The organism is Mesorhizobium kamtschaticum, assembly GCF_056174585.1.
This window is the reverse complement of record NZ_CM149691.1, coordinates 414,527-431,164: the sequence shown is the minus strand read 5'-3', so window position 1 is coordinate 431,164 and position 16,638 is coordinate 414,527. Positions and strand designations below refer to the sequence as shown.

General features: G+C 63.1%; 16 protein-coding genes. 7 read left to right on the top strand and 9 right to left on the bottom strand.

What is annotated here, in order from left to right; translation table 11 throughout:
• Positions 1–11 precede the first annotated feature (11 nt).
• From AC0V7N_RS02000 to AC0V7N_RS01980, 5 genes are all read right to left on the bottom strand, one after another.
• Positions 12–227: a helix-turn-helix transcriptional regulator gene (locus AC0V7N_RS02000; protein WP_475454232.1), complete on the bottom strand. Its 216-nt coding sequence runs from the start codon at positions 225–227 to the stop codon at positions 12–14.
• A 173-nt stretch (positions 228–400) separates the two neighbouring features.
• Positions 401–1,297, bottom strand: coding sequence for a hypothetical protein (locus AC0V7N_RS01995; RefSeq protein WP_475454230.1), 897 nt, complete (start codon positions 1,295–1,297; stop codon positions 401–403).
• A gap of 96 nt (positions 1,298–1,393) precedes the next feature.
• Positions 1,394–2,737 carry a site-specific integrase gene (locus tag AC0V7N_RS01990; protein ID WP_475454228.1) on the bottom strand — a complete coding sequence of 448 codons (1,344 nt, stop codon included), beginning with the start codon at positions 2,735–2,737 and terminating at the stop codon, positions 1,394–1,396.
• Between the two features lie 323 nt (positions 2,738–3,060).
• The gene (dgoD, locus tag AC0V7N_RS01985) at positions 3,061–4,209 is read right to left on the bottom strand and encodes a galactonate dehydratase (protein ID WP_475454226.1); all 1,149 of its coding nucleotides are present in this window, start codon (positions 4,207–4,209) and stop codon (positions 3,061–3,063) included.
• Positions 4,210–4,216: 7 nt separating this feature from the next.
• A complete protein-coding gene (locus AC0V7N_RS01980) occupies positions 4,217–4,906 on the bottom strand; it encodes a FadR/GntR family transcriptional regulator (protein WP_475460169.1) in 690 nt (229 codons plus the stop codon).
• A 257-nt stretch (positions 4,907–5,163) separates the two neighbouring features.
• On the opposite strand from AC0V7N_RS01980, the gene AC0V7N_RS01975 reads away from it, so the two are divergent.
• The 7 genes from AC0V7N_RS01975 (at position 5,164) to AC0V7N_RS01945 (ending at position 13,098) form a co-directional block, all read left to right on the top strand.
• Positions 5,164–6,153, top strand: coding sequence for an arabinose ABC transporter substrate-binding protein (locus AC0V7N_RS01975; RefSeq protein WP_371008292.1), 990 nt, complete (start codon positions 5,164–5,166; stop codon positions 6,151–6,153).
• Positions 6,154–6,223: 70 nt separating this feature from the next.
• Entirely contained in the window at positions 6,224–7,735 is a 1,512-nt protein-coding gene (araG, locus tag AC0V7N_RS01970) for an L-arabinose ABC transporter ATP-binding protein AraG (RefSeq protein WP_475454224.1), read from the top strand.
• An 11-nt stretch (positions 7,736–7,746) separates the two neighbouring features.
• Complete coding sequence (gene araH / locus AC0V7N_RS01965) at positions 7,747–8,697, top strand: L-arabinose ABC transporter permease AraH (RefSeq protein ID WP_475454222.1); 951 nt, start codon at positions 7,747–7,749, stop codon at positions 8,695–8,697.
• Positions 8,698–8,721: 24 nt separating this feature from the next.
• The gene (locus AC0V7N_RS01960) at positions 8,722–9,501 is read left to right on the top strand and encodes an SDR family oxidoreductase (RefSeq protein ID WP_475454220.1); all 780 of its coding nucleotides are present in this window, start codon (positions 8,722–8,724) and stop codon (positions 9,499–9,501) included.
• A gap of 14 nt (positions 9,502–9,515) precedes the next feature.
• A complete protein-coding gene (araD, locus tag AC0V7N_RS01955) occupies positions 9,516–11,228 on the top strand; it encodes an L-arabinonate dehydratase (RefSeq protein WP_475454218.1) in 1,713 nt (570 codons plus the stop codon).
• Positions 11,229–11,236: 8 nt separating this feature from the next.
• Complete coding sequence (locus AC0V7N_RS01950; protein WP_475454216.1) at positions 11,237–12,142, top strand: dihydrodipicolinate synthase family protein; 906 nt, start codon at positions 11,237–11,239, stop codon at positions 12,140–12,142.
• 212 nt (positions 12,143–12,354) lie between these two features.
• Positions 12,355–13,098 carry a 4'-phosphopantetheinyl transferase family protein gene (locus AC0V7N_RS01945; RefSeq protein ID WP_475454214.1) on the top strand — a complete coding sequence of 248 codons (744 nt, stop codon included), beginning with the start codon at positions 12,355–12,357 and terminating at the stop codon, positions 13,096–13,098.
• 21 nt (positions 13,099–13,119) lie between these two features.
• On the opposite strand, the gene AC0V7N_RS01940 is transcribed toward AC0V7N_RS01945, so the two are convergent.
• The 4 genes from AC0V7N_RS01940 to AC0V7N_RS01925 form a co-directional block, all read right to left on the bottom strand.
• Positions 13,120–13,794 (bottom strand): GntR family transcriptional regulator, encoded by a 675-nt coding sequence (locus AC0V7N_RS01940; RefSeq protein WP_475454212.1) that lies wholly within the window; start codon positions 13,792–13,794, stop codon positions 13,120–13,122.
• Between the two features lie 264 nt (positions 13,795–14,058).
• A complete protein-coding gene (locus AC0V7N_RS01935) occupies positions 14,059–14,985 on the bottom strand; it encodes a Zn-dependent oxidoreductase (protein ID WP_475454210.1) in 927 nt (308 codons plus the stop codon).
• Between the two features lie 14 nt (positions 14,986–14,999).
• The gene (locus AC0V7N_RS01930; protein WP_475454208.1) at positions 15,000–15,686 is read right to left on the bottom strand and encodes a cyclase family protein; all 687 of its coding nucleotides are present in this window, start codon (positions 15,684–15,686) and stop codon (positions 15,000–15,002) included.
• A 15-nt stretch (positions 15,687–15,701) separates the two neighbouring features.
• A complete protein-coding gene (locus AC0V7N_RS01925; protein WP_475454206.1) occupies positions 15,702–16,634 on the bottom strand; it encodes an ABC transporter permease in 933 nt (310 codons plus the stop codon).
• Between the last annotated feature and the right edge of the window lie 4 nt (positions 16,635–16,638).

The window sequence follows — 16,638 nt, the reverse complement described above, 5'->3', positions numbered from 1 at the left end:
TGCTCTCCCTCCTATGCCGCTACAGAAGTTGATTTGCGGCGGTGGCCCTCCATCCAGGCATCAAGGTCGGAGGGATTGTAGACCACTGTGCGGCCGAGCTTGATGTACTCGGGGCCGTCTCCGGTCAGTCGAAGCTTTTCGAGTGTTGAGACTGAGAGTCCGACGTGAAGCGCTGCACCATCGGTGCGAAGCATCTTACGGCCGTCTTGGGTGTTCGAGGCGTCCATTTCTTTCTCCGTGCAACGCCGCGAAAGAGCGGCTAACACTCTGAAAGTGAACGGATTCATTGATGATGGCTATTTACGCCACTCAATTGGTGGCGGATGCTGGAGTGAGACGGCGGAAGGGTGGCGGAAGGTGGCGGAAGGGTGGCGGAAGGTGGCGGAAGGGTGGTGGAAGGCTATGCGCCCTTTGCGGCTTTACGCGGAAACAACGCCGGGCGACCAACCCATACCTCTTTTCTTAACTTTGGAATCGAAACGCCAGGAAACTCTTCGCGCGCCATGGCTTCAAATTCCGCCTGGGTGAAGATCGGGCGTTGATTGTTTTCAACCGAGTTGAAAAGCTCAGTGGCCCATGCCTCCAGTTTTTCGATCTTATAATCTGTCTTAGTTGTTCTGTCGGGTTTCGGTTTGGCGGCATCCGCAAGCAATTGCGAATAACTGTCGAGGCTATCCTTACCGAAATAAATATATTGGTGCCCGTCACCGCCAATACCATGGCCATATGGATTGGTCGGACTCATTTGGCACCAAAAGAATCGGTTAGCGGCGCCTTCTGTGTGCCAGATGTAGTTGGGAAGAGGATCCCCCATTCGGCCGCCCGCTTTTGGGCGCAACGCAGAAATTAGGTGGCCTTCCGCGCATGCAGATATGATTGAGGCAATGGCATCGTTGAGACGTTTTTGGGCGCTCACCAATTTCTGGTTGGCCACTTCGGCGAGGTCCATCCCGACTTGCCACTCTTCCGCTGAGAAACTCAGCGGCTCAGGCCCGTGAGGTCCATACACAACGGGTTTCCTTTCAAATTCCGGCCGGAACTTCCACAACAGCGCGTTGATCGTCTCTTTAACTGTTCTCGAAGCGACTGCTTGTGAAGGTGCAAAGGCCGTGCTGCCGTCAGGCAGGACAATTCTACGCAAATTCAGAGGATTTGCAGTCGTTGGCTCGTTCCCAGTCCAAGCATCGCCATGTACTACTTTGCCCACCTCGTGAACGGCGCGCGCAGCGAATACATAGCCGGGCACGTTGGCAGGCCAAAGTGCTGAATTGCTCCAAAATTGGATACGCTCCTGCATCGCAGCACCTTCGCGATTGCACCCATGAGGGCCGCAGGGAAACCGGTGGTGCTAACCGGCTTGTCGGATGCCTCCTATCCCTGCGGGTCTGAGCCTTCACCCCTTGTCGGCGCGAAGTTTAATGACGTTCTCCGCCGTTGGCGGTTCTGGATCGCCCATGGCTTCGGAAATGCGCTTGCCGATCGCGTTCGACGCTTTGCGCAGCGGATCGGCTTCAAGGTGCGCATAGCGTTCGGTCGTGCGGGACTGGGTATGTCCTAGCAGCCTGCCCACGATAGGCAGGCCAAGATTGGCGCCGACGCCGATCGACGCGTGAGTGTGCCGCAAATCGTGGATGCGGACCCTGAAACCGGGATTGTCTGCCTGTGCGGCGAGGCCGGCCCGCTTGCGGACCATCGTCCACGGCCGCTTGAGGTCGGATCGCGGACGACTTTCTTTCTTGCCGTTCTTCAAGGTCTTGGGCTTGCCTGGAATAACGTAGCGGTCAACGCGCGGCAGCTCGGACAGGACCATTTGCGAAGGCGCATTAAGAATGATGGTCTTTTGCCCTGTCTTGCTATCAGGCAGCAACAGGAGCCCACGCTCCAAGTCGACCATATCCCATGTCAGGTGCAGGATTTCGCGCAGGCGGGCGCCGGTCAGGATGAAGAGCCGCACGGCAGCAGCCGCCGCAGGATCTAGTTTGACGCGTCGGTTGCCGGCCTTTGGGGCGTGTTTGATCTGCTTCTCAGGGTCTGGCTCCCACGCGATGCCGTCGGTCTCGGCCTCACGTATGGCGGTGCCGAGTCGCAAGATTTCATCGGAGGTCAGGAACCGTTCGCGCTTTGCCTCTCGATACTTGGCGATGCCGGCGGCGGGGTTCTCGATCTTGGGCAAGAGCTTGCCCTTTATCGCCCATCCATACATGGAACTAATCACGTCCCGAATCCTATTCGCGGTCGTCGGCTTGGCTTTCAGATCCAAGTGGAGCGCGGCAATATCGCTAGGGGTTACGGCAACAGCCTTGCGCGTTCCGAATTTTGGAATCGCATAAGCATTGAGCATATGGGCATACTGCGCGTGCGTGTTCGCTTTCTTCAGCGCTTCGACATGGTGCAGAAATCCTTCGGAGAGCTTGGCGAACGTTATAGCCGCGCGGTCGTCCGCTCTGTCCTTCGAGGGGTCTTGGCCCTTAACGACAGATGCTAACAGGTCTTTGGCGACGTCGCGGGCTTGATCGGGTGTCACTTTGCCGACCTTGGAAATAGTCACCCTCTTGACTGGAGCACTCCTTCCCGAGCCCGCGCGGTAACGGACGATATAGGACATGCCACCCGTAGCGCGGACGCGAAGCCCAAACCCGATCAACTCACTATCGAACACATAGAAATCTGTGCCGTTCGGCTTCGTGGCGTCGACCACTCGCTTGGTGATCTTGACGGACTTGGCTTCTTCGGACATTTCCGCCTACCAGCTTAGAGGGTCTGGGCACCGCCGGGGCACCGCAAAAACGGAAAGCCGGCGACACACACGGAAACAGCATAGCTGATTTGCGTTGAAAACAATAGGTTTATGGAAACATGGCGCAACGAACGGAAACAGAACGAAAGTCAGGCCCTATGAATGGCATTCAAGAGGTCGTCGGTTCGATCCCGATTGGCTCCACCAAACAGTCTTTCAGCCAACCACAGCCGGTGAATGGGTCGCTCGATCCACTGTTCGCGCTCGTCTTGGGCGGTTTCGGCGGCAGTCCTACACGCTCCGCTTTCTAGACCAATACCCCATCACCACTCGGCGAAGGAGCCGTCCTTGTGGCGCCAGATCGGGTTGCGCCAGCGGTGGCCTTCCTTGGCACGTTCCTTGACATACTCCTCGTCGATCTCGACACCCAGGCCCGGACCATCGGGGATGGCGACATAGCCATCCTCGTAGCGGAAGACGTCCTTGTTGGCGGCGTAGTCGAGCAGGTCGTTGGCGGCGTTGTAGTGGATGCCGAGGCTCTGCTCCTGGATGAAGCAGTTGTAGCTGACGGCATCGAGCTGCAGGCAGGCGGCGAGCGCGATCGGCCCGAGCGGACAGTGCGGCGCCACCGCCACGTCATAGGCTTCCGCCATCGCCGCGATCTTGCGGCATTCGGTGATGCCGCCGGCATGCGACAGATCGGGCTGGATGATGTCGACGACGCCTTCCTCGAACACCGACTTGAAGTCCCAGCGGCTGTAGAGCCGTTCGCCAAGCGCGATCGGCGTCGAGCCAAGCGCGGCGATCTCCTTCAGCGCCTCGCGGTTTTCGCTGAGCACCGGCTCCTCGATGAACATCAGCCGGTAGGGCTCGAGCTCCTTGACCAGGATGCGCGCCATCGGCCGGTGCACGCGGCCATGGAAATCGACGGCGATGCCGATATTGGGACCGACCGCCTCGCGCACCATGGCGACGCGTTCGACGGCGGCATCTATTCTGTCATGGCTGTCGACGATCTGCAGTTCCTCGGTGCCGTTCATCTTGAGCGCCAGGAAGCCGCGTGACACCACTTCCGTGGCGCCGGCCGCCACTTCCGCCGGCCGGTCGCCGCCGATCCAGGAATAGACCTTGATCGTGTCGCGCAGCTTTCCGCCGAGCAGTTCGTGTACGGGCACGCCGAGCGCCTTGCCCTTGATGTCCCACAGCGCCTGGTCGATGCCGGCGATGGCGCTCATCAGGATCGGCCCGCCGCGATAGAAGCCGCCGCGATGCATCACCGTCCAGTGGTCTTCGATCAGGCGAGGGTCCTTGCCGATGAGATAATCGCCAAGCTCCTTGACCGCCGCCTCGACGGTCAGCGCTCGTCCTTCCACCACCGGCTCGCCCCAGCCGGTGACACCGGCATCGGTCTCGATCTTCAGGAACAGCCAGCGCGGCGGCACGATGTAGGTGGTGAGCGAAATGATTTTCATGCTGGTCTCAGTTGTTCTTGAGTTTCTTGGCGCTGACGAGATCGCGCGCCGCCAGGTCGAGGATCCGGTTTGCAGCACCACGCGCCGCCTCGGCGTCGCGCATGCGCAGCGCCTCGACCACCTCGCGGTGCGCCGCCACGGCTTCCATGCGCCGGTCGAGTGAGATCACCGCTGTTGCCTCCAGCGAGAATTTCAGCCCGGTGTCGATCAGATTGCCGATCTGGCGAAAGATCGGATTGTGGCTCGCGGCATAGACTATCTGGTGAAAGGCGATGTCGCTGCGCGAGAAGGCGGCGAGATCCTCACCGGCGCCGGCCATCCCACGCCACGCCGCTTCGAGATTGGCGATCTCCTGCAGGGTCGCTCTCGTGGCGGCAAGCTCGGCGACCAGCGGCTCGATGGCGCGGCGCGTTTCGAGGATGGCGTCGAACAGCTTGTCGTCGAGCGCATGCGGCGCGTGCCAGACCAGCACTTGCGGGTCGATGATGTTCCAGTCGTCCTCATTGCAGACGATGGTGCCGACGCGCGGTCGCGACAGCACCAGCCCCTTGGCGGCCAGCACCTTCAGCGCCTCGCGGATGACGGTGCGGCTGACACCATATTCGACACCAAGTTCGTTTTCAGTCGGCAACGAGGAGCCGGCCGGATAGCGGCCGGAAAAGATGTCGGAAGCGATTGCCTTGGTCACATCGGGCATGACGCGCGGGCGGCGGGTGGCCGTGTCGCCTGAAGCCTTCTTAGAAGTTTCGGTCACCTCAGCCCTCCTCCAAGGCGGCGAACCCGCTGATTTCGCACAACCGGCCCGGCCTTACCGGATGCGGATGATTTGCGCCAGCGATCCTTGGTCAGAGCATGTATCTTAATTATCATACCAGATCAATTGACGAGTATGATAAAAGCGAATACAGACTCCGGCATCCGGGCTGAGCGCCCGGCCATCGCTGGGAGGTAATCATGCGACTTTTGAAGACCGCGCTCGTCGCGGGCGCGCTTGCCGTGCTGTCCGTCACGACCATCGCTGCATATGCTCAGGACACCAAGATCGGTTTCATCGTCAAACAGCCCGAGGAGCCGTGGTTCCAGGACGAATGGAAGTTCGCCGACCAGGCCGCCAAGGAAAAGGGTTTTACCCTGGTCAAGATCGGCGCCGAGGACGGCGAGAAGCTGATGTCGGCGATCGACAATCTCGGCGCCCAGGGCGCGCAAGGCTTCATCGTCTGCACGCCTGACGTCAAGCTCGGCCCCGGCATCGTTGCCAAGGCCGCCGCCAACAATCTTAAGCTGATGACAGTCGACGACCGTCTGGTCGGTGCCGACGGCAAGGCGCTGGAAGACGTGCCGCATATGGGCATTTCGGCGACCAAGATCGGCGAGGCCGTCGGCCAGGCGATCGTCGACGAAATGAAGGCGCGCGGCTGGAAGGCCGACGAGGTCGGTGCGATCCGCGTCTCCTACGATCAGTTGCCGACCGCCGTCGACCGTGTCGAAGGCGCCATCTCGGTGCTCAAGGCGAACGGCTTCAAGGCCGAGAACATTTTTGACGCCCCGCAGGCCAAGACCGACACCGAAGCCGCCCTCAATGCCGCAACGGTTGTGCTCAACGCCCATGCCGACATCAAGAAGTGGGTGTCCTTCGGCCTCAACGACGAGGCGGTTCTGGGCGCCGTGCGTGCTTCCGAAAGCGTCGGCATTCCCGCCGACGGCATGATCGGCGTCGGCATTGGCGGCGCGGATTCGGCGATCAACGAGTTCAAGAAGCCGACCGCCACCGGCTTTGTCGGCACGGTGATCATCTCGCCTAAGCGTCATGGCTACGAGACGGCGCTCAACATGTATGACTGGGTCGCCAACAACAAGGAACCGGCGAAGCTGACCTTGACCTCCGGTGCGCTGGCCAAGCGCGACGATTACCAGAAGGTCCGCCAGGGCCTCGGCATCGAATAATCCTCCCTGTACAAACAGGCGGCGGCTCATCCCGCCGCCTGTTTGTCATGACACAGAAGGATCGACGCCCGTGTCCTTTCTCGACTTCTCGCACATCACCAAGACCTATCCGGGCGTCAAGGCGCTGTCGGACGTCTCGTTCGGCGTCGACAGGGGCGCCGTGCACGGCCTGATGGGCGAAAACGGCGCTGGCAAATCCACCCTGATCAAGATCCTGTCGGGTGACCAGCATGCCGATGAAGGCGAGATCCGCATCGACGGCAAGGTCCAGGCCTATTCGTCGACCAGGGATGCCTTCGACAATGGCGTCATCGTCATCCACCAGGAACTGCAGCTGGTCCCCGAACTGACAGTTGCCGAAAACCTCAGCCTTGGCCGCTTCCCCGCCAGCGTCGGCATCATCGCCGGCCGCCGGATGCTGGAAGATGTCGGCGCCAAGCTGAGATCGGCGGGCATCGACATCGACATGCGCCGCAAGGTCAAGACGCTGTCCATCGGCGAACGCCAGATGGTCGAGATCGCCAAGGCGATCATGCTCGACGCGCGCGTCATCGCGCTGGATGAGCCGACCTCGTCGCTGTCGTCGCGCGAAAGCGAAATCCTGTTTGCCCTGATCGATCGCCTGCGCGGCGAGGGCAAGGTCATCATCTATGTCTCGCATCGGCTGGACGAGGTGTTCCGGCTCTGCGACAGCCTGACCGTGCTGCGTGACGGCAAGCTCGCGGCGCACCACGCTTCCCTGAAAGGCGTCACCCGCGACCAGGTCGTCGCCGAAATGGTCGGCCGCGAAATCTCCGACATCTGGGGTTTTCGTCCGCGCAAATCAGGCGATGTCAGGCTGAAGGTCGAAGGCCTCTCCGGAGCAAAGCTGAGGACGCCGGCCAGCTTCGAGGCGAAGGCCGGTGAGATCGTCGGCTTCTTCGGCCTGATCGGCGCCGGGCGTTCGGAGCTGATGCGGCTGGTCTTCGGCGCCGACCCGCGCTCGGGCGGCGTCATCACCGTCGACGGCAAGGTCGTTCGTGCCACCGATCCGCATGACGCGATCCGCGCCGGCATCGTGCTGTGCTCGGAAGACCGCAAGCATGACGGCATCATCCAAGGGCGCTCGATCGAGGAGAACATCAACATCTCGTCGCGGCGCCATCACACCCGCTTCGGTGTCTTGAACCGCGCCAGCGAGATCGCCACCGCGGAAACCTTCATCAAGAAGCTCAAGGTGCGCACGCCCTCGCGAAAACAGGACATCATCAATCTCTCCGGCGGCAACCAGCAGAAGGTCATCCTTGGCCGCTGGTTGTCGGAGCAGGGCGTGCGGGTGCTCATCGTCGACGAGCCGACGCGCGGCATCGATGTCGGCGCCAAAGCGGAAATCTACGAACTGCTCTACCAGCTTGCCGAAGACGGCATGGCGATCGTCGTCGTCTCGTCCGAACTGCCGGAAGTCATGGGCATCTGCGACCGCATTCTGGTGATGTGCGGCGGCCGCATCAGCGCCGAACTTAAGCGGGACCAGTTTGCCGAAAAGGCGATCCTGGCCGCAGCCCTTCCCGACACGAAAACTCCCGACGCGATCGCATCTTGAGGACTCTTGCCATGACCGACCAGTTGAAGAAGCTCCTGCTCGGCGAACAGGGCCTCGTCGTCATCTTCATCGTCGCCTTCGCGCTGGTGTCGCTGTTGGTGCCGAATTTCCTGACCGACCGCAACATGCTTGGCCTGCTGCAGTCGGTGGTCACCGTCGGCATCGTCGCCTGCACCATGATGTTCTGCCTCGCCGCGCGCGACTTCGACCTGTCGGTTGGCTCGATCGTCGCCTTCGCCGGCATGGTCGCGGTGATGGCGTCGAATTATACCGGTTCGATCCTGCTCGGCCTCCTGGCCGCGATCGCTTGCGGCGCCTTTGTCGGCTTCATCAACGGCGTCGTCATCGCCAAATTCCGCATCAACGCGCTGATCACGACGCTCGCTACCATGCAGATCGTGCGCGGCCTGGCGCTGATTGCATCCGACGGCCGTGCTGTCGGCATCAACAGCCCGGATTTCTACCAACTGGCGCTGTCGAAATTGCTTGGCATCCCGACGCCGATCTGGGTGCTGGCCGTCCTCTTCGGCATCTTCGGTTTTGTGCTCAACCGCACCGTCTTCGGCAAGAACACACTGGCCATCGGTGGGAATCCGGAGGCGTCGCGGCTGGCCGGCGTCAATGTCGACCGGACGCGCATCTGGATTTTCGCGCTGCAGGGCGTCGTCTGCGGCATTGCCGGCATCCTCTTGGCCTCCCGCATCACATCGGGTCAGCCCAATGCCGCTGTCGGGCTCGAGCTCTCGGTCATCTCGGCCTGCGTGCTTGGCGGCGTCTCGCTCGCCGGCGGCCGCGCCACCATGTCGGGCGTCATCGTCGGCGTGCTGATCATGGGCATTGCCGAAAACGCCATGAACCTGCTCAACATCCCGGCCTTCTACCAGTACATCGTGCGCGGCGTGATCTTGCTGCTCGCCGTGCTGCTCGACAATCTGCGCTCGTCGGCACTCGGCCGGCGTTGATCTGTTTTCCCTGGAGTGACAGCGATGGCTGAGCGTCTGTCCGGCAAACGCATCTTTCTGACGGGTGCCGCGCAAGGCATCGGGCTGGCCATCGCCGAGGCCTGTCTGGCCGAAGGGGCAAAGCTATTCCTGGTCGACCGCGACGGCGCGTTGCTGGACAAGACCGTCGCCGGCCTGGCCGCATCGAAGGGTGATGTCGGCCATGCAACAGCCGACATCAGCGACGGGGCCGCGATCCATGCTGCCGTCCAGCAGGCAACCGCCGAGATCGGCCCGATCAACGCGCTGATCAACAATGCCGGGATGAATGTGTTCTCGACGCCGCTCGAGGCGACCGAGGAAGAGTGGAATCGCAATTTCGACGTCAACGTCAAGGGCGCCTGGAACTGCAGCAAGGCGGTGCTGCCGGGCATGATCGCCAGCGGCGGCGGCGCCATCCTCAACGTCGCTTCGACGCACAGCTTCACCATCATTCCGCACACCTTTCCCTATCCGGTTGCCAAGCACGCTTTGCTTGGGCTGACCAAATCGCTGGCGCTCGAATATGCGGGGCAAGGCGTGCGCGTGAACGCGCTGGCGCCCGGCTATGTCGAGACGCAGAAAGCGACCGACTACTGGAACAGCTTTGCCGATCCGGCATTGGCGCGCGCCAACACTCTGGCGCTGCATCCCGGCGGCCGCATCGCATCAGTGCGCGAGATCGCGCTCGCCGCAGTCTTCATGATTTCCGACGAGTGCCCTTTCATGAACGCGGCCACCCTCGTCGTCGATGGCGGGCTGAGCCAGTTGCAGCATCCCGCCTGAATTCCGGAAAAACCATGACCAAGAGACGATCGCAGCACTGGTTCGGCGGCCTCGGCAAGGATGCCTTCATCCACCGCAGCTGGATGAAGAACAACGGCCTGCCCGACGACGCTTTCGACGGCCGCCCGGTGATCGGCATCTGCAACACCTTCTCCGAATTCACGCCCTGCCATGTCCATTTTCGTGGGCTGATCGAGCACATCAAGGCGGGCGTGCTCGAGGCCGGCGGCCTGCCGCTGGAATTCCCGGTCTTCTCCTGCGGTGAATCCAATCTGCGACCGACGGCGATGCTGTTCCGCAATCTCGCTTCGATGGATGTCGAGGAAGCGATCCGCGGCAACCCGATGGATGGCGTCGTGCTGATGGCCGGTTGCGACAAGACCACGCCGTCGCTGGTCATGGGCGCGGCGTCCTGCGACCTGCCGGCGATCGTCATCTCCGGCGGCCCGATGCTTAACGGCCGTTTCCAGGGTCGCGAGATCGGCTCCGGCACCGATGTCTGGAAATTCTCCGAGGACGTGCGCGCCGGCGTGATGAGCGCGCAGGATTTCGCCAATGCCGAGAGCGCCATGTCGCGCTCGCCCGGCCACTGCATGACGATGGGGACGGCCTCGACCATGGCCTCGATGGTCGAGGCGCTCGGTCTGGCACTGCCCGGCAATGCGGCCTATCCGGCGGTCGACGCGCGCCGCAGCCGCATCGCCCGCATGACGGGGCGGCGCATCGTCGAGATGGTCGATGAGAATCTCTGCCCATCGGCCATCCTGACGAAGCACGCCTTCGCCAACGCCATCCGTGTCAATGGCGCCATCGGCGGCTCGACCAATGCGGTCGTCCATCTGCTGGCAATCGCCGGCCGTGTCGGCACGGAACTCAGCCTCGACGATTGGGATACTCTAGGCCGCGACGTGCCGACCATCCTCGACCTGATGCCGTCCGGCCGCTTCCTGATGGAGGACTTTTGCTATGCCGGCGGCATTCCGGCCGTGATGAAAGAGATCGCCGACATGCTCGATCTTGATGCGCTGACGGTGACCGGCAAGAGTGTGGGCAAGAACATCGCCGACGCCGAAAACTACAATCCGGAGGTGATCCACCCGCGCGACAAGGCACTGACGCCGCATGGCGGCATCGCCGTGCTGCGCGGCAATCTGGCGCCTGACGGCGCCATCATCAAACCGTCGGCCGCCTCACCAGGCTTGATGAAGCATCGTGGCCGTGCCGTCGTCTTCGAGGACATCGATGACTACAAGGCGCGCATCGACGATCCCGCGCTGGACATCAACGAGACCTCGATCATGGTGCTGAAGAATTGCGGCCCGAAAGGCTATCCGGGTATGGCCGAGGTCGGCAACATGGCGCTGCCGCAAAAGCTGCTGAAGCAGGGCGTACGCGACATGATCCGCATTTCCGACGCCCGCATGTCCGGCACCGCCTTCGGCACGGTGGTGCTGCATGTGGCACCAGAAGCCGCTGTTGGTGGCCCGTTGGCTCTGGTCAAAAGCGGCGACGTCATCGAACTCGACGTCGAAGCGCGGAAGCTGCATCTCGAAGTCTCGGATCAGGAACTGGCGCGGCGGCGCGAGTCCTGGGCGCCGCCGGAGCCGGCAATGCGCGGCGGCTATCAGGGTCTTTACACCGACCATGTGCTGCAGGCGGATCGTGGCGCCGACCTCGATTTCCTCGTCGGCAGCCGCGGCCACGCCATTCCGCGCGAAAGCCATTGAGCGAACGGATGCCAAAGTTCCGGCCCGATGATTTCCACGGCATCCACGCCATCCTCTACGCCCTGTTCGACGGCCAGGAAAAACTCGACCGCGCGGCAATGCGCAGGCAGGTCGAGATCTGCCTGGCAAGCGGCGTGCATGGCATGGCGGCACTTGGCCTCGCGACGGAAGTTGCCAAGCTGACCGAGGCCGAGCGCCGGACGATTATGGACTGGACGGCTGAAGACACCGCCGGGAGAGTGCCACTCGCCTTCACCATCTTCGGCGCGTCCGTCGCCGAGCAGGTCGCACAGGTGCGCCACGCAGAAAGCGCTGGCGCCGATTGGGTGATCCTGCAGCCGCCGCCCGGCGGCTCCTATGGGGCGCCGGAGTACATGCGCTTCTTCGGCCGTGTCGCGGAGGCGACCAACCTGCCGGTGGCGATCCAGAATGCGCCGGCCTTTTTCGGCCGTGGGCTGACATCGGACGAAATCCGCGACCTCGTCACGCTGCATGCCAACATCAAGCTGATCAAGGGCGAAGGCCCGGTCACCGACATTGCCGGCCTGATCGAACGCACCGAAGGCCGGCTTCCCGTCTTCAACGGGCGCGGCGGGCTGGAATTGGTAGACAATCTCCGCATCGGCTGCCGCGGCATGATCCTGGCGCCGGACTGCATCGACCATGCCGTGCGCGCCTATGAGGCGTTTGTCGCCGGAGACGAAGCGGCAGCCGAGGCCGAGTATGCCAGAATGCTGCCGGCAGCGGTCTTCGTCATGCAAGGCATCGAGAACCTGATCTGCTACGGCAAGCGGCTGTTCGGCGCCCGCGCCGGCATCACCATACAGGACCGGGCACCAGCGATGCGGCCCAATGAGATTGGCCTCGCAATGGTCCGGCGCTTCGCCGACAATCTCGGGCGATTGCAGGGATAGAGCCAGGCTCGACGTGGGCGTCACCGCCTCACTGCCGCGCCGACCTCATCGAACAGGTTCTTGCCCATTCCGGTGAACTGTGATCCCTGTCCCGGAAACATGAAGACGCATCGCACTCCTCCGCTCCTGGATCGTCATCGGGCCGCGATCGGCGCGGCGGATTCGCCTGGAACAATCGTGATGTCGTCACCCGCGCCAGGCCGGCTCCGACCATGAAAGAAAGCGATCCACGACGCGGCCAGGTCGATCTGTGGTACGTGCCGCTCGACGACTTCGGCGTGGACGATCAGGCCGCCTGCCTGCGGCTGTTGAGCGGACCCGAACGTGATCGGCACGCCGCCTTCAAGTCCGAGCCGGCCCGGCTTCAGCATCTCGCGGTCCGCGGCCTTGTCAGGACCACCCTATCGCGCTACCGCGCTGGCGCCCCGGAACACTGGCGCTTTGACACCAACCGGTATGGCCGCCCCTTCATCGACGACAGGCTGGGCGTCAGCGGCCTTCATTTCAGCCTGTCCCACACCCACGGCCTGGTGGCCTGCGCGGTTGCCACTTTCGCGGAGATCGGCGTCGACGTCGAGCCTTGCGACCGCGACGTCGGTCTCGCCGAACTGGCACCGGCCGTCTTTTCACCCCAGGAGCGCCCGCGCTTCGAGGCTATGAGCGGGCAGGCGAGACAGGATTTCTTTTTCACTCTGTGGACGCTCAAGGAAGCCTATGTGAAAGCGCGCGGCATTGGCCTCTCCTTGCCGGTGAAGAAGGTTGAGCCGGACCTGGAGGTCTCTCCGCCCGTGGCTCATTTCGGCGACGAGATCGAGGACGATGCCTCGCGTTGGGCGTTCCGCAGCCAGCATCTGACGGACCGGCACATTGTCGGCATCGCGGCCGCAGTGCCCGATGGCGAAATCGAGATCGTGCCGAGGCGGACACGCGCCATCAATCCGCCTTTGCATGTCTGATCGTAACCAGTACGGCAGGCTTCAGCCGAGAAGCTCGGCGGCGACTTCGAGCGTGTTGCGGAACGACGTTTCGAGGTGGTTCTCCATCGCCTGCGCGGCGCCCTCGGCGTCGTGGCGCCTCAGTGCTTCGAGGATGGCCCCGTGCTGCTCGATCGTCTGTTCGCCATAGCCGGGCTTCGGGATGACGAGGTAGCGGCCCCGATCCATCTGCGCCTTGGAGATGTCGACGGCGCGCCAGATTCCCGGCAGGCCGCAGATTTCGGCGATGGTGCGGTGGAAGACGTCGTCGAACTGGATCGCGGTGGCATATCTGCCGCGCGATATGGCGAGCCGGTGCGCCGCCATATTGTCCTCCAGAAGTTCGCCGGCTGATGGCGTGAATTTGACGGCCGCGCGCCTGGCGCTTTCCATTTCCAGGGCGCGGCGGATGACATAGGCTTCCTCCAGGCCGACGCGGTTGATCGGGGCGACATAGGTGCCGGTCTGCGCCAGGATCGTGACCAGGCCCTCGTCACTGATGCGCTTGACCGCTTCGCGCACCGGTGTGCGCGAGACACCGAGGGCTTCGGCGATGGCCACCTCGTTGATGACTTCCCCCGGCTTCATCTGGCCGACGACGATCAGGTTGCGGATCTGATGATAAATCTGATCGCGCAACGGAAGCGTCCGATTGAGCGTCGAAGGATCCAGGTCCATTGCAAATCCACGTCTTCGTTCAGTAGAAACGGTCAGATTATATTGGAATGCCACGTGTTCGATAGGCCGGCGCGACGGCGGTTAGGCCGCGCTTGATCTGGCCGCATTGTGATGGTCCTGGGTGATCTGCACGCGCTGCCGTTGGGGAGCGCTGCAAGCGTCTCCGGCTAAACGTCAGGAGAAATCGAGCTGGACCTTCAACGTCCGCTGCGATTCCCTTTCGATCAGGTCGAAGGCCGCCTTGGCGTCCGCAGCGGCAAAGACCTAGGTGATCATCGCCTCCGGGGCGAGGCGCTTTTCCGCCAACCATTCCACCACCTTGGGCAGCAGTTGCCGGTTGAGGCGCGAGCCGACAACAGTCAGTTCCTTGCGCACCACCTCTTGCTGGCTGAGGCTGGACGGTGTCGCCGAGAACCCAAGCAGACCGATGCGACCGGCCGGGCTGGCAATGCGGCAGGCCTCGTCGAGAAGCGCCGGCACCCCGGCGCCGTCGATGATCACCGTCGGGCCAAGGCCGTCGTTTTCGTCTCTCACGGCGTCCGCGACCGGCTGGCTTGCTGAATGGATGACCGCATCCGCGCCAAAGCCCGATGCGCGCTCGAGGCGGGCCTCGTCGATGTCGGCAACGATGCAGCGCGCCCCAAGCAGCTTGGCCACCTGCAGCACGGTGACGCCGACGGTACCGGCGCCGTAGACCAGCACCGTGTCCTGCGGCCCGCAGCCGGTTCTGTCCAGCACATTGGCGGCGATCGAGAACGGCTCGGCGAGCGCTGCCAGGCCGAACGGCATATCGGCGGGAACGGCAACGACATTGCGGGCCGGCACGGCGACAAGATCGCGGAAGCCGCCATCTCGATGAACGCCCATGACCTCGAGATTGGCGCAGACATTCGGCCGCCCGACACGGCAGGGATAGCAATGACCGCACGAGACCACCGGATCGACCACGACATGGTCGCCTGCGCGCACCGAGGAAACGCCCACGCCGAGTGCGGTGACGACGCCGGCAAACTCATGGCCGATGATGCGCGGATAGACGGCAAACGGGTTCGATCCGTGCAGGATATGCATGTCCGAGCCGCAGATGCCGGCGCGCTGCACGCGCACCACCACGTCTCCGGCATCAGGCTGTGGCTCGGTGCCAGTCTGAACGGCGAGTGCCCCCGGCTTGCGGACGACGATATCAACCACGGCAGCTCACCTTTTTAGGATCTTGAGAGGAGGGCGACGGCGCGCAGGGGCGACCCCGATCCGCCCTCGATCGCCAGCGGCAGGGTGACCAGGTAGCAGACCGGCGGCAGCAGGCCGAGATTGGCGAAATTCTCGCCGACCAGTATATCCGCACCAAGCAGAACGTTGTGGGCAGGGAAATCGCTGCTGCCGAAGCGGTCGATCGACAAGCAGTCGGTGCCGACGATCCGGACACGGCGCTCGACCAGCAGCAGGCTAGTCTCGCGCGACAGTCCGGGCCAATCCTCGAGTACCCGGTGGCCTTGCTCCGGATCGCTCCAGAACCGGTCCCAGCCAAAATGGAAGAACACGGCGTCGCCGGGTGCGATCGCACCGTGCCGGTCTTCAAAGTCGCTGATCGCCTCCGGCCCGAGCGCCGTGGCCGGCGGTGTGTCGCGGGCGTCGATCGTCACCATGCGGCCGAAGAAGCGCTCGACCGGGACGTCGGCGATCGAGCGTCCGCCGGGGACGAAATGCAGCGGCGCGTCGAAATGCGTACCGGTATGCTCGCTCATGCAAAGCGCATGATTGCAGGCGACGTCGCCGCGATCGAACGATTCGACCACTTCCTGGCAGTAATGCGGATGCGTCGGCCAGACCGGCATGCCGGCGCGCATGCGGTGCGTGAGGTCTATAGGGTCGAGGTCGTCGTCAAACAGCATTGTGGATCCCATCCCTTAAGCAGCGCTTCGGCGCGGCACGATCGCCACGATGAGGATGATCAGCACGCCCGTCAGGAGAAAGCGTACGCCGGCCTCGATGCGAAACGTGTTCAGCATGGTGGCCATCAGGTTGAAGAACAGTGCCGCGCCCCAGATGCCGATCGCATTGGCCTGCCCGCCCGCGACGCTGGTGCCGCCGAGCACCACGACCGCGATCGATTCCATCAGATAGGCATCGCCCATGTTGAGCGCGGCACCGCCGGTGAAGCCCGACAACAGGAACCCGGCCAGCGCCGCTGCCGTGCCGCACAGCACATAGGCCGTTAGGCGCACCCGCCCGACCTCCACGCCCGCCAGTTTCGCGGCCGGTTCGCTCTGTCCGCTAGCCAGCAGGTGGCGGCCCCAGACGCTGCGTTGCAGGATGAGCGCGGTCAACAGCGTCAGCATCATCACGACGATTGGCATGAACTGGATGCCGGCGACCCGCCACGAGGTGAACCAGGACAGCATCGCTGGCGGCTTCAGGGTGGCCTCGCCGCCGAGATTGAAGGCGAACGATTGGAAGACGAAGCTCCAGGCCAGCGTCGCGATGATCGGCGGCAGCCGCAACGCCTTGATGGCAAGGAAATTGAGCGCACCGGCGGTCGCGCCGACCGCTAGCGCCACCAGCAATCCGGGCAGGATCATCGCATCGTTGCCGTTCATCACCGCCATCGAGACATAGGCCGCGAGTGTCAGCACAGACGGTACGGAGAGATCGATGTTGCCTGGCCCCGAGGCGACGACCAGCATCTGTCCGGTGCCGACGACGACGCTGAAGGCGCCAAAGGCCAGCGCTGCCGAAATCGTGGCGCCTGCACTGCCCCAGCCTGAATAAGCGGTAGTTGCCAGCCACATCGCCAGCGCGATGCCATCGAACAGGGCCTGTCCGACGAGGCTGGCGCGCATATGG